The following is a 14,344-nucleotide window of genomic DNA, read 5'->3' on the forward strand; positions in this document are numbered from 1 at the left end:
TATTCTAGAGCAGGTTCTCAGGTGCCATTTTCTTCAATTAATTTAGGCATTCCTAATTCAAAGGACGCAGCACTTGTCTGCGAGATATTTTTACTGCAGTATGCAAAGGGATTAGGAAAAGGTGAGCAGCCAATATTTCCCAACATAATATTCAGAGTTAAAAGCGGCGTAAACAGAGAAGAAAATGATCCATATTATTATCTATTTAAACTGGCTTGCAGAGTTGCTGCTAAAAGAATGAATCCAACTTTTATGAATCTGGATTCAGATTTTAATAAGGAATACTATGACAAAGGATATTTGCCTGCAACTATGGGATGCCGCACATATGTAATGTCAAATATAAATGGAGAACCAGGAACCAAAGGAAGAGGAAACATTGCCCCAACAACTATTAATCTTCCAAGGATTGGTATACTATCTAAAGGAAATATTAATAAATTTTTTGAATTACTTGATAACAGATTAGAATTATCCAGGGAATCTCTTCTTCACAGATATAATGTATTAAAAAGGCTAAAGGTTAAGGATCTGCCATTTGTTGCAGGACAGGGACTTATGAGGGGTTCAGAAAACTTATCACCGGATGATTCCATTGAACCAATTTTAAAGCAGGGAACATGGGGAATAGGATTTATAGGACTTGCTGAAACGTTAACTGCTATTATAGGAAGTAATCATGGACAATCTGACGAAGCAAGAGAATTAGGACTAAAAATAATTTCACATATAAGAGAATTTTGTGATAAGTATAAGCAGATAGACAAGCTTAATTGGTCATGCTATGCTACTCCTGCAGAAGGATTAAGCGGGAAGTTTATTTTACAGGATAAAAAAATATTTGGTAACATTAAGGGAGTAACTGATAAAGACTATTATACAAATAGTTTTCATATACCAGTGGGCTTACCTGTCTCTATAAAGAAAAAAATAGATATAGAAGCGCCTTATCACAAGATATGTAATGGCGGACATATAAGCTATATTGAAATTGATGGGTATCCAAATGCAGATGTCATTATGGATATATTAAATTATGCATATAAAAATACTAATATTTCATACCTGGGAATAAATTTTCATATTAGATATTGCAGAGAATGCGGAACCTACTTAAATGACGAAGATTTATGCCCGAATTGCGGAAGTAATAACATTCAAGGCATATCAAGAGTAACAGGATATTTAAGCCTGGATGAGAGATTTGGGGCAGGTAAGGCTGCGGAAAGGGCAGATAGAATGAGCAATGAAGATAATCATTCATATGTTTATAGATCCACATGCCAGGTGTAATGCTTATGGAAGAAAATAATATTAAGCTGCAGGTGGCTGGATTTTTAGATAATTCCCTTGTAAATGGTGGGGGAATGAGAAGTGTATTATTTGTGTCCGGATGCAGGCATAATTGCCAAGGATGCCATAACAAAGCAATGCAGGACTTTAATTATGGAGATTCTATATATTTAAAGGAAATCTTAAGCAGAATTGAAGGGAATATGCCTATAATCAGAGGAGTCACATTAAGCGGAGGAGAACCATTTGAACAGGCTGAGGAATTATATCAGCTTTCACTTGGAATAAAGACCCTCGGACTTAGTATATGGTGTTACACAGGGTATACCTTTGAGCAATTAGCTGAATGTAATAATCACAGCCGTAAAAAACTCCTAAATAGCATAGATGTACTGGTTGACGGAAAGTTTCAAATAGACAAAAAATATAAGGGCCTTAAATATATGGGTTCTTCAAACCAGAGGATCATCAATGTGAAAGATAGTATCAAAGAGCATAAAATAATACAAATAAAATATTAATTATAATTAAGCCCATAGGATTAAAAACTTATGGGCTTTTACTTTACATATTGTTTATCTTTATTCACCGCTGACTAATTTTTTCATATAAATAATAAATTTATCCGGTTTTTTGTCATGAAGGCATGCGTATTCAAGAAGATTACTTCCCTGTATTGCAAAGGGGCTAAGCAGAAGCCAGTAAAATGAATACTTTAAGCAGATTACCCCTTGTATATTCATAATGTTGCTGCTATAATCCCAAAATTGAATTCCAAAGGATTTTAATATTATTCCAAATGTAAATTCAATTGATATGATTATTAATGTGGTTATAATTATTTGTTTCCACTCTGGGGTATAATTATGATAGAAGCGGCCTACAAAGTTTATTAATATACCTGCAGTTCCGCTCATTAAAAAACTGGACCAATTGCTGTGCCCATTAACAGCAACCTCTATTAAGTAATAAAGCATCCCAAAAACTAAAAAGATAATTACATATTTGTTAACTTTTTTCAAAATGTTCACCTTCTAATATTTATCAAATGTGAAGCTTCCAAGCATATTTTGTGATTAAAAGCCTAACATTATACATAGGTTTTAAAATGTATGTATAAGTTTTATTGGAAATTTGCAACATATATATACTTTGATTATTGATGAAAGCTGGTGATAATGTAATGAATATAAAATCTATAAAGTTTTATGAGGGAGACAATATAAAATTTGTCAGCAGAGTTGTTAAAATAGAATTAATATGCTGTACAAGAAGAGACAAATTAAAATATATAAAAGAATATATTAAAATTAACTTTGTTTTAGGCTTTTGTGAAAAGGTTATTGACCTGGTTAGTGAATCAAGCGCAGATGAAATCTGGCTTACTTATTCTGATGAGGATGTAAGTAAATTTATTCTGGAAAATATTATTGATGAGTACGATGAAAATATTATAATAAAAAAGGCTGAAGCACTTAAAGAACATGGATTAATATATGATATTGCTATGTTTATAAAACACAGGGGAGTACCTGTAATAAGGCTTAGCAAAACATGCTACCAGCTTGGCTATGGTAAAAATGCTTTAATAATAAGCAATAATTATCAAAGTTACGAGGAAAACCATAAGGTTGAAATTATTAAGGATAAAAAAGCACTATTTGAAATATTGAGATATAATCACATACCTAAAGTGAGCTACAGTTTAGTTTATGGTGAAGAAGATATTCAAATACACAGGGATGGTACTTTTTGTTTCAGAGTATTTTGTTTTAATGGAAAAGTAAAATTAGTATACAAAGCAGAAATATATGAAAACAGCAGTTATAATTATGCTAAAAAAGTTATATATTCTATTACTCATAAAAATCAGCAAATAAATGATATATGTAAAAAAGTATATAATTGTTTTCAAATTTCTCTCCTATGTATTGATTTAGCAGTGAAAGACGAAGAAATTGCAGTATGGGATGTAAATTCGATTTTCCAGGTTCAGGACCAAATAGCACCAGTAAAAAGCCGTATAATAGAATGTATTTTTAATTGCTATAAGGAAATCGGGATGAACTCCATACCAATAATTTCGGTAACAGGAACTAATGGAAAAACCACTACGGTAAGATTAATAAGCCACATAATGAATGAACTTGGATACAATACAGGAATGACTTCTACAGCAGGTATATTTATTGGAAATCACAAACTGAAAAATGGTGATACTACAGGATTTTTAAGTGCAAGGGATGTGCTGACAAACTTTCAGTCAGAGGCCGCTGTGCTGGAAACAGCCAGAGGGGGTATATTAAGGAATGGACTAGGCTATGAGGAAGCATCTGTAGGTGTTATAACCTCAGTGTCTGAAGACCATATAGGTAAAATGGGTATAAAAGATTTAAATGATTTAGCTGAAACCAAATCAGTAATATTACATGATGTAAATTCAAAGGGGAAAATGGTAGTTAAAGGTCAAAGGGAAATAATGAAGGTTGTATCTGCAATAAGGCGAAATGATAATAGTAAAAGGCTGTGTGTATTTTCATTAGAAAAAAACAAATATATTAATGAGGCAATAGAAAATAATGATGAGGCTATCTATTTAGATAATAATAATATTATATATTTTAGTCATGGAATTGAAAAAACCATTGCAAAAGCAAATGAGATACCCTTTACTCATAATGGACATTCAAAATCAAATATATTAAATGTAATGGCTGCAATAGGAGCGGTTTCAGATTTTACCAATAATACAGAGAATATTGTGGATATAATTAAAGGTATTAAATGCGATTTATATTTTAATCCTGGAAGACAGAATATTATTGATTTGAATAGCTATAAGATAATTTTAGATTATGGTCATAATTCTGAAGCATTTTATGAAGTTTTTAATATAGCAAAGGCCATGCAGCCTGCAAAAATTACTTCAATAATAACTGCTCCCGGGGATAGATTAGATAAGTATATAATTGAACTGGGGAAAATAGCTGCTGAATTCAGTGATAACATTATAGTGAGAGAGCAGCAGGATTTAAGGGGACGAAAAATAGGAGAAACAGCAGATTTACTCATAAGAGGAGCTGTTAATAGCGGATTTGACAGTAAAAATATTAAAATTATATATAAGGAACAGGAAGCTGTAGTTGAGGCAATGAAGAAGGCACAGCAGGGAGAAGTAATTATTTTATTTACTCAGTGCTTAGATGTTGTAATTCCAGCTATAAACTGCTATTTAAAATCATTACACAGGGAGCCTATAGGCAAGGATATTGATCTCTCACATTAAATTAGTGCAGTTGCAAAGGAATTCACATGAATATATTATATTTATAAACATTACTTTCAAAGATAGAGGTGAAAGATGGATACCAAGGGCGAAATAGAAGTTTGCCAATGCAATGAAATACATGAGGACTGTGTAGACTTCGTAAAAAATAATATGCTGGAAGAAAAATCATTTCAAAGGCTGTCAGAGTTATTTAAGGTTTTAGGAGACAATACCAGAATAAAAATAATCTATGCATTATCAAAAAAAGAATTATGTGTTTGTGATATTTCAGAAGTGGTGAAGATGAGTCAATCTGCAGTATCTCACCAGCTTAGAATATTAAAATCTGCCAGACTTGTAAAGTTCAGAAGAGAAGGAAAAGTGGTTTATTATTCCCTTGATGATGAACATATTGAAAAAATATTTAATGCAGGACTTGAACATATCCAGCATAAATAAAAAGCGGGTTTTCCCGCTTTTTATTTGCTGTAATTAAGTATTTTCACTAAATTTCTTTCATCAGGGATTTTGTCAATTGTTAAAGTTGAATCGTTGATTCTGGTTCCATTTTTCATTTGATTTATAAATCCCTCAACACCATCTATAGGAAAATTCATTACTGGAGTTTTATAATGCATAGGTATGACAATATGAGGTTTTATTTTACTGCACAGTTCAGCAGCTTCCTTTGAATCTATGGTGAAGTTTCCGCCTACAGGAATTAAAAGAACATCAATATCACCTAGATCATCAATTTCATCTTGTGATAAAATGTAACCTAAATCCCCTAAATGGCATATTCTTAAATCATCCATCTTAAAAATATAAATTACATTTTCTCCACGCTTAGCACCCTTAAATTTATCATGATATGAAGGCAGGCCTTTTATGGATATGTCCTTTTCATAAAAAAGCCCAACCTTATCAATTATAGCTGCATTTTTATTAATCATCTTTGTATAATCATGATCAAAATGATGATGGCTTATGGTTACAACATCAACATCTCCCTTAAATACATTGTAGCCTACAGTTTCATCATATGGATCTGTTAGAAGTTTTCTGCCTTTGGAATCTTCCAATAAAAAACTAGAATGACCAATCCATGTAATTTTCATACATATCACCTCTATATTAAGTTTTCCTCATTAATAATAAAATTATATCACAATGGCTGATAAAAATTTTCCAATGCCAAATGACGCCAATTAATAAATATCTTTCTTTTTAAACAATGTTAAAGATAATATACAACATTTATTTACCAAGTCTTTTTGTGTTAAGACCGCTAATCTTGCTGATTTCTCAATATTTAGTGCTTTGATACTTTTGGATTATTACAATAGATTTCATATAGTTGGAAAGAGGTGTAGTATCACTGCCATATAAACCATAGGATTTTACATTAAACTGACAATCTTCCCCATAGGTTTTAAAAATGGTAAATGGTTTACTTTTGTCTAAATATGAGCTAAATGGCTTAATAAATTCTTTATACTTATCATTTGAAGGTAATGAATATAAATAATAAATCGAAAATACCTTCCATTTTAAATTATCGTATGATGAATTTAATACATATGCAAAATTATTTTGCAAGACAGTGGAGGCTTTATCTAATGGAATATGTGCACTTCCCCATTGCCCATAATATTTACCTTTAGGATAATATTCATATACTGATTGAAAGTTTTTACTATTTGTTTTTCTCGAATGTTTAAATCAGTAATTTGGTCATCGCTTCCATGAGTTGTTGGGACACCTTCTATAACCATACTAATATCAAAAAAATTACCGCCAAATAACTTTTGATATTCTGCTTTTCTTGAAATTAAATCTTTTTGAATTTTTTCAGTAATTTGATATATTGGATGGTCTCTAAATATATTTTGATTTTCTAAATCATTAGTCTCATATACTTTTTTAAATTCGCAAAGTAATGGAAAATTTGTAAGATTACCTACTATACTTAACTTTTTATATATATAATCTGCTGCAATATTAGTCATATCCTCCACATCAATGCCTATTACTTTAAATTTCTTATCTTGCGGTAATGTATCATAAAATCTCTTAAGATTTTTCCAGTCTTTTATATTCTGATTAGTTGCAAGGACAGACATGTGCTGCTTTTTACATAATTCGTTAAGTATATTTTCGTCACCAGTTTTAAGATATTCATCATAACCACAACCAATGCTATGTGATACTTCTGGTAAGAAATATTTAATATTCCCGTATGTTACTAAATATTCAAGAAAGAAGGTTTCAAGCGGGAAATTTACATCAACGAAATGATTCTCCCCAGTTAAAAATACCTCATAGTTTGGTATAGCATCATCAAGTATCTTTATATGTTTAGATAAATCATCTAATTCAAGTGAAGCATGATTATAATCATTTATTGTATTTGATATATTTTTGCTAGAATTATTATCAATAGCATTGATTTTCCTAGAATGATTTGTACAATCAGTGGAAACAAGAGAAACACAAATTATCATAGGAATTAACTTAAAAAAAAGCTTATTAATCATTATAATATTTACTCCCCTTTGGCCCCTACATTTACCATCATTATACTCCGCTTACAATATATACATGGATATAATTATCATAATATATTTTCTACTTAATTTCAATGCTTGATAAAGGCTTTACCAACAGAGGTAAAGCCTTTATCATTTCCAATAAGTACCTCTATATACTTCTACATAATTATGGTACAATATCCAAGTATAATTTATTAACCGTAGTGGGTGGCTGCGGGGGTTTTGAGCGTTTTATCCCCCTTGGACTATTGGTGGTATGTCATCATAGTTAGGGGGTGGTATTGGATATGTTTGATACTTTTATAAAGTGTGCATCGATTGTTTATGTGATTAATTTAGTTTTAAAACATAATCTATTTATACATTGCTTAAAAATTAAGATTAAATTTTTAGGCCTCGATATAGAAGTCAGAAGCAAAGAAAAAAGTGCCCCATCCTGTAAAGATTAGCACTTTTTCTTACTAAATATCAAATTAAAATCCAATAGCCCTAAAACAAAATAAATGTTCTAAGACTTAGCTTAGTGTTAGCGCACTAAGCTTTTCTTATTTATATTATATCAAACTTTTTATAAAAATAAACAATAATTTTTATTATCTTCAATAAGTAATATGAAAATTTCTAAAAATAAGTACTATAATATTTAGCTTTTAAAAATGATTTTAAGATCTTTTATAGAATTATATATATAGACTAATGATAATTAAAAGGAGATAGTTTGTATGTTACAATTAAGCAAAAACGATAAAGATAAGGTGTTGGAAGCTATAAAAGAAGGTAGGATTGATGCTGCTGACGTAAGTTTCCCTAATCTTATAGATACAATAGTATTAAAAATGAAAAATATAGGACTTATAGATAAATTGGCTGAAAGTTTTAAAGATAAAAGAAAACAAAATAAGCATATTCCATTTCATATACTTATTGCGTTAGCAATTACAGCAAAGATGAAACTTAAAACCAGCCTGACAGATGTCGCCTTTGCTGTGACTGATGGTGAGTTATTATCTGAACTAGGATGGAATATGTGGGATACCAATAAAAACCTTGAAGAAGGGTTATTCGCCGAAGGCGTTATGAGAAATTTAATTCAAAAATATGATGCTGAGGAATTTATAGAGTCTTATAACAATTATGTCCAAAATGTAGTTATGCCATCTCTTAACATAGCTCCATCTATACATATTCTTGATTGCACTAAAATACATGTGAATTTAGATAATGTAAATTATGAAAATTCTGAAACTATAAAAGATGATGGAAAAGTGATTCGTGGTTATAAAATGGGAACATTAAGAGGTCTTATGGATGATTCGGGAATTATAGAAGAGATAGTTTTTGATTCTATAAAGCCTCATGATTTAGAACTTTGTAGAAATATGATTTTAAAAAGTAAATGTTTAAAAGGTGGAGATATTCTCATAAATGACAGGGGATTTATTTCTCGTGATGTTATTAATTTTTTGAAGGTTGAAAAGCAAGTGGATACATATGTACCTGCAAAAAAGAACATGACAATATACCAAGAAGCTGTAAAAATAGCAATCTCCGAAGACAAGTGGCAAAAACACCCTAACAGGAAAAGGAAAACTCAAGAAATACACCTGGTTAAGGATCTAGGTATGATGTGGCAAAGTAATACACCGGATAAAGATGTTGACTTGTGCGCCTGTGTCGTTCATGATAAAAAAGATAATGAATACTATGTATTTTTAACCACAGACACAAATAAAACTGCAAAACAAATAATAAATACTTATGAACTAAGACCAGAAATTGAAGAAGACTATAGACAAATAAAAGACTTTTGGAAATTAGAAGATTTTAAGAGTACAAAATATAATTTTATAACTTTTCATATAGTTATGACACTCATTGGCTACATGTATTTTCAACTATTCAAAAACATGGAGGAGGGAAATAAGTATTCAGGCAAGTCCCTCCCTGTAATTATTAAGAATTATAAAGAAGATAAGCAAAAGTCAGTTATAATATATTCTGGTCAATATTTTGGCGTATTTTCCTTTATTGAATTTATTCAATTGTATGCTGGCTGCTCCGCAGAGGTAAGGAAACTTCTTGATCCAACCTTGGCTTTAGTATAGCAGGGTTGGAGGGCTACGCCCAAATTACGAATTGAAGTTTATTATTAATTTAGGATATTAATAATAAGTAACTATTCAGTTACCCTAAAAAGTATATAAAAAAGCACCTTACTTTCAAATTCTTATGCATCTGACAGTAAGGTGTTAATATTAATTTTAGGTTCACCAAAAAGAGGTACTTCGTTCCTTTTTAAGCGGAGCTTTTACGTCAAAGTTGGATCAAATTGATTCACTGTAAATGTTGATTTTATGCAATCCAAGGCATTTTTGCCTTGTTTTCTTACAGTAGATACATATCCACGGATTCTAGTAAAAGCGTTAGCTCCAGCAGAACTTCTAAAGGTGCCTGAAATCTTTTGCTTAACTTTAGCCATACGTAAATCACGTTCTGCTAAGTTATTATCAAAAGGTATATCAAAGTCATACATGAAAGCAAGTATTTGTTCCTTATAGCCATTTAATCTATTGAGTAAATTAAGACTGGCACTTTTCTTTACCTTCTTTTTAGAATATAATTCAATGTTTTTAGCATAGTCTTCGTCAATGCCAGCTTTAAGTATTTTATCATACTTAGATTCAAAATCCTGAATTTTATCTAAAGGTAAAGCATTTTGTTTGTTATTAGCTAAATCTACTTCTTTTTTTATATCTAACAATAGATTTTTCATTGGCTTTGCCCAGTTTTGACCTTGTAATTCAGTTATACCATTAAGTTCTCTTAATATATGAGCATTACATAGAGCATGATTGCAGTTAGTATACTTAAAATAAGTTTTAAAACCATCATGGACTGCCGTCCCAGTAAAGTTTGGAAGTATTGTAATATCATCAATAGCCTTTTTACCACGCTTTTCATGGCATTCATAATATGTAAGATTTTTATTAGAAGCAACATGAAGCCACTGGCGTTTTTTATCTATATAAATACCAGTTTCATCAAAATGAACTGCTCCTGTAGATGAGGTAAGGCTATTTCTAATCCTATTTGTTATAGCTTGTAAATTATCATGACAGTCTTGATTGAAGGTTACCATACTACCTTGACTTAAATGATGGTTAAATAAATCCTCAATGAGTTCAACAGCACGTTTATACGGAATCAACTGATATTGAGTTAAGTAAACAGCTATCGCTTTTAGGCGTTCTCCATATTGAACTGTATTCTTTATTTCTTCTGGGAAAGCAGCTGTATTTTTACTTTTACAATGAGGACATATTTTAACTTCTGCTCTATGCTCTACAATTTTAACTTTTACATCTGGTATATCTATAATTTGACGAACAATATATCTTTCAGGAGGTACATCCTTTAGGGATGCTCCGCATTCAGTACAGAATTCAACATTGTGAATTTCAATTTCATCAGGAGTATCATGTAAACACAATGTTGTTCCCTCATGACCCCTTTGACCGCCAGGTTTTTTACCTGATTTTGTTCTTAAACTTTTAGTCTTCTTTTTAAAGCCATCTGACGATGGAGGTTTACTGCTATTACTACTGTTTTTGTTGACTTGGCTTTCTAATGATTTTACACGCTCGTTTAGAGCCTTATTCTCTTTAGAAAGTGTTTCTACTTGAGATTGTAGTTCTTTAATTTGATTTGATAATTCTTTAATAACACCTATAACCTGAGATACACCTTGATTGTAAATCTCGATGATTTGGCCTTCACTCACGATGTGTCACCACCTTATCATTAGTTTTTGCAAGACAGGCTTTATGATACCAAAAAATAATGATAAATGGAAGGCTTTTTTTCAATAAATTAATAATAACAGTAAATTTAAATTATTTTAATAGCTGAATAGTTACAATAATAAATACTATTCCAGTTATTGTAAGATACCTGACCCCTAGTAGAAACTAATTAGTAAATATCTTTCTTTTTGAACAATGTTAAAGATAATATACAACAAATAAATGTAGTTATTGTTAATACAACTATACCCATAGTATATGTTATATTTGGGTTTTCTAGTTGAGCAATACTTGCACCATTCAATATACTTGGTATATTGCTATAGGTAAAAGGTACAAACTGAGCAAATCCCTTAAAAAGTTTTAACTGAGTGCTAAAAATATAATAAGTAGTATACACTATAACTGAAAAACAAATGGCCCCAGTACTATTACTTATCAATGTAGAAACAAGAATTGACATTGAAACAACTGTAATAATTAGTAATATATATATAGGAATTATATAAAATATAAAGCTTCGGGCATCTATAAATATTTTGTTATATGATTTATTTCCTGCAAAAATATTAGCAAAGTTTCCTGTATAATAAGCTGTGGGATAATATGGAGATCCAAACCCTTTTGTTAAGCCAAGGCCTATAAAAAACAATAAATATACAGCCGCAACTAATAATATGCATATAAAACTATAAGAAATTATTTTTGAAAATATTACCTTGCTTCTTGATATAGGCTGAGTAAGTAAAATTTTAAATGTTCCCTCATCTACCTCACTTGAAACAGAATCTGAAGCTAATAAAAATAAAATTATTATTAATAACAATGGCATAATACTGGTGCTGGATAATATAATAAAATTATATGAAGTCATTGAAGTATCAGAATATATTGGCTTTATATTCTTACTTAAAAGAATTTCATTAATATCTATTCTGTTTTGTATTTCCTGAAGACTTTCTCCACTTACAACACGATTTTCACTAATATCAAGTGCAGCGGCTTTATCTAATTTAATCTGCGCACTTAATTTTCTTTTCCAGTCATTTGATGCTATTGCTTTACTTTCTTCATTTAATAATTTTAACTGATTTTCATAAGAATCAATTATTATTTTCATACGATTTAGTTTAGAAGTATCTCCTGATTTATCATTTTTATATTCCTCCTTAATGGAATTAAGTGCATTAGTAACTGATTCAATTGCAAAATCACAGCTGCTTTTTTCTGAAGATATCCTTTTACTATCAATACTATTATTTAATATTATATATAAAAAGGTGAATACTATTAGAAGCAGTATACCTATCAGATTTTTTTTCCTTTTAAAAAACTTTTTAAATTCAAATATAACTAAGGTCCCCACTTTATTTACCCCCATATATTTTTGAGTATTCGTCCTCTAACATAGAATTCACTATTTCTATTCCAGTATAATCCAACTCATTGTGCATAAATAACTTTAATAAATCATTTAGGTTTTTATTATCCATATTGATTAAAAACTCATTATTATTTATAGTATATCCATTTATAAAATCACAATTTTTAATAAGTTTTTCTGCTTTTTCTACTTCAGCAATATATACTTTAAATGTTTGAGAATTTTTGATATTTTCATTTGATTTTATTGAATTAATTCTCCCATCTTTTATAAAAATTACCCTGTCACAAATTTTTTCTACCTCGCTTAATACATGTGATGACATGAATATAGACATTTTATTTTTTTTAGAAAGATTGACAATTGTTTTCCTAAGTTCTATTGTTCCACTTGGATCTAATCCATTAGTAGGCTCGTCTAGTATTAATAGTTTAGGCTCGGTTAGGAGGCATATACCTAATGCTAGCCTTTGTTTCATGCCTAATGAATATGTTTTCACAATGTCATTTATTCTATTGGATAACCCCATATAATTAATCACATCATTCATTTTTTCTTTTGAGACACTATTTATTTTCCTAATAAAATCAACATTGTCTTTCCCGCTTAAAAAGGTATATAGGCCAGGATTTTCAACTATTGCGCTAATACATGATAAAGCTTTCTCTCTTTCTTTTTGCAAATCGTATCCACAAATATTTATGTTTCCTTTGTCTGGATGTATTAAGTTAGTTATTATTCTAATGGTAGTGGTCTTTCCTACTCCATTGGGACCTACAAAGCCTACTATTTCTCCTTCATTAATGGAAAATGAGATATTATCCAGGACTTTATTTTTCCCAAAACTCTTTGAAACATTATCTAATTTTAGTATATACACACTATTCTCCCTCCTCAATATGATAGGTAATTTGAAGGGGAAATTTTATTAATTATTATTTTTATTAATTATTATCTGTTAATATGTGGTGTATGTCCTTGTATAGCGTACCCTAGAATATATTCCTGCAATTATGTCACCAATTGTAGTTGCATCCTTTTCAGTTTGAGAGTAATTAAATCCATTCATATAGTATATAGTAATATAATTTAAATTAGTATCATAATCAATAGTGCCAAGTCCAGCTGATTGCCATACATGATCCCATGAAGATAAAACATCAGCAGTATTGGATGCTTTTACAGATAAAGCAAACGAAAAAATAGATAGAAATATAGCCAAAGAAATTGCTATATTTTTTAGATTTCTTTTTAAAACCATAAAACCCCCTTCTAAATTTCCCCTTCACATATATAATTACATTATTTATATCATTTGTCAAATATTTATATTTTCTGTATATGATATCACTTATTTGTAATTTACTCAACTTTCGCATATGAAATTCAAGGAGAAAGCTTGTAAAATAAATGCATAAAGCAAAGGAACATTCCCTTTGGTATGATTCAACATGATTGCAATAATAGCAATTAATTACAATAAAGCTTTGCAGTGATTTAGCTGATATGTTAAACTACAGGTATCACAGAAAATACATATAATTTGTATTGAAAGTAGACAGGAAAGGAGACTTTATGAGAAGATATATTATTTATGCTTAGCAGGGGCTATTGCATAAATATTGATGATTAAAAAATATCAAATAGCCTTTGCTCAATCCTATGAAGACATTAGATTTAGGAGGAGCATAATGAGCTATATTAAAGAAATTGATGTATTACCAGAAGAATTGTTAGAATTAATTCAAAACTATATCGATGGTGAATATATTTATATTCCAAGAAAAGAATGTAATAGGAGGACTTGGGGGGAAACTACCGAAAGTAAAAGGGAAATTTCAATTAGAAACTCAGAGATTTATAAGAAGTACAAAGAGGGTATATCTGTAAGAGCTCTTTCTGAAATGTATTATTTGTCTCCCAAAAGTATTCAAAGAATTATATCAAATATGAATAGTGAAAATTAATAATAAAATGCGTCATTAAGTTTTTATCTTATAGCGTATTTTTATTTCAGAAAAATGTTTTAGGCAGATTAATTATT

The 14,344-nt window shown here is 29.9% G+C and carries 13 protein-coding genes and 1 pseudogene; 6 read left to right on the forward strand and 8 right to left on the reverse strand.

The window, feature by feature from the left end; translation table 11 throughout:
• Both nrdD and nrdG read left to right on the forward strand, forming a co-directional pair.
• Window positions 1-1,293, forward strand: a pseudogene (gene nrdD, locus EQM05_RS00770) (anaerobic ribonucleoside-triphosphate reductase); the annotation flags it as partial.
• Window positions 1,294-1,298: 5 nt separating this feature from the next.
• Window positions 1,299-1,814, forward strand: a complete 516-nt coding sequence (nrdG, locus tag EQM05_RS00775) for an anaerobic ribonucleoside-triphosphate reductase activating protein (protein WP_128748016.1) — start codon at window positions 1,299-1,301, stop codon at window positions 1,812-1,814.
• Window positions 1,815-1,874: 60 nt separating this feature from the next.
• Here the strand turns inward: nrdG and EQM05_RS00780 are convergent, their stop codons facing one another.
• Entirely contained in the window at window positions 1,875-2,315 is a 441-nt protein-coding gene (locus tag EQM05_RS00780; RefSeq protein WP_128748018.1) for a hypothetical protein, read from the reverse strand.
• Between the two features lie 161 nt (window positions 2,316-2,476).
• Here EQM05_RS00780 and EQM05_RS00785 point away from each other — a divergent pair, with 161 nt between their 5' ends.
• Together EQM05_RS00785 and EQM05_RS00790 are read left to right on the forward strand one after the other, a co-directional pair.
• Window positions 2,477-4,579, forward strand: coding sequence for a Mur ligase family protein (locus EQM05_RS00785; RefSeq protein WP_164917152.1), 2,103 nt, complete (start codon window positions 2,477-2,479; stop codon window positions 4,577-4,579).
• Window positions 4,580-4,654: 75 nt separating this feature from the next.
• Window positions 4,655-5,020, forward strand: coding sequence for a metalloregulator ArsR/SmtB family transcription factor (locus EQM05_RS00790; protein WP_128748022.1), 366 nt, complete (start codon window positions 4,655-4,657; stop codon window positions 5,018-5,020).
• A 20-nt stretch (window positions 5,021-5,040) separates the two neighbouring features.
• Here the strand turns inward: EQM05_RS00790 and EQM05_RS00795 are convergent, their stop codons facing one another.
• The 3 genes from EQM05_RS00795 to EQM05_RS00805 all read right to left on the reverse strand — a co-directional run bounded on the left by EQM05_RS00795 (window position 5,041) and on the right by EQM05_RS00805 (window position 7,098).
• Window positions 5,041-5,679, reverse strand: coding sequence for an MBL fold metallo-hydrolase (locus tag EQM05_RS00795; RefSeq protein ID WP_128748024.1), 639 nt, complete (start codon window positions 5,677-5,679; stop codon window positions 5,041-5,043).
• 187 nt (window positions 5,680-5,866) lie between these two features.
• Window positions 5,867-6,160: a hypothetical protein gene (locus tag EQM05_RS00800; RefSeq protein WP_128748026.1), complete on the reverse strand. Its 294-nt coding sequence runs from the start codon at window positions 6,158-6,160 to the stop codon at window positions 5,867-5,869.
• A 17-nt stretch (window positions 6,161-6,177) separates the two neighbouring features.
• Entirely contained in the window at window positions 6,178-7,098 is a 921-nt protein-coding gene (locus tag EQM05_RS00805) for a hypothetical protein (RefSeq protein ID WP_128748028.1), read from the reverse strand.
• A 737-nt stretch (window positions 7,099-7,835) separates the two neighbouring features.
• Between EQM05_RS00805 and EQM05_RS15620 the strand changes: the two genes are divergently transcribed.
• Window positions 7,836-9,218 carry a transposase gene (locus EQM05_RS15620; RefSeq protein WP_164917153.1) on the forward strand — a complete coding sequence of 461 codons (1,383 nt, stop codon included), beginning with the start codon at window positions 7,836-7,838 and terminating at the stop codon, window positions 9,216-9,218.
• Between the two features lie 203 nt (window positions 9,219-9,421).
• Here the strand turns inward: EQM05_RS15620 and EQM05_RS00815 are convergent, their stop codons facing one another.
• The 4 genes from EQM05_RS00815 to EQM05_RS00830 form a co-directional block, all read right to left on the reverse strand.
• Complete coding sequence (locus tag EQM05_RS00815) at window positions 9,422-10,894, reverse strand: IS66 family transposase (RefSeq protein WP_128748030.1); 1,473 nt, start codon at window positions 10,892-10,894, stop codon at window positions 9,422-9,424.
• A 191-nt stretch (window positions 10,895-11,085) separates the two neighbouring features.
• Window positions 11,086-12,282: an ABC transporter permease gene (locus EQM05_RS00820; RefSeq protein WP_164917154.1), complete on the reverse strand. Its 1,197-nt coding sequence runs from the start codon at window positions 12,280-12,282 to the stop codon at window positions 11,086-11,088.
• 1 nt (window position 12,283) lies between these two features.
• Window positions 12,284-13,180 (reverse strand): ABC transporter ATP-binding protein, encoded by an 897-nt coding sequence (locus EQM05_RS00825; RefSeq protein WP_164917155.1) that lies wholly within the window; start codon window positions 13,178-13,180, stop codon window positions 12,284-12,286.
• A 78-nt stretch (window positions 13,181-13,258) separates the two neighbouring features.
• Window positions 13,259-13,561, reverse strand: a complete 303-nt coding sequence (locus tag EQM05_RS00830) for a hypothetical protein (RefSeq protein WP_128748037.1) — start codon at window positions 13,559-13,561, stop codon at window positions 13,259-13,261.
• A 430-nt stretch (window positions 13,562-13,991) separates the two neighbouring features.
• On the opposite strand from EQM05_RS00830, the gene EQM05_RS00835 reads away from it, so the two are divergent.
• Window positions 13,992-14,267: a CD3324 family protein gene (locus tag EQM05_RS00835; protein ID WP_128750992.1), complete on the forward strand. Its 276-nt coding sequence runs from the start codon at window positions 13,992-13,994 to the stop codon at window positions 14,265-14,267.
• The last annotated feature ends 77 nt before the right edge of the window (window positions 14,268-14,344 follow it).

This window comes from Clostridium sp. JN-9 (genome assembly GCF_004103695.1).
Classification (GTDB): Bacteria; Bacillota; Clostridia; order Clostridiales; family Clostridiaceae; genus JN-9.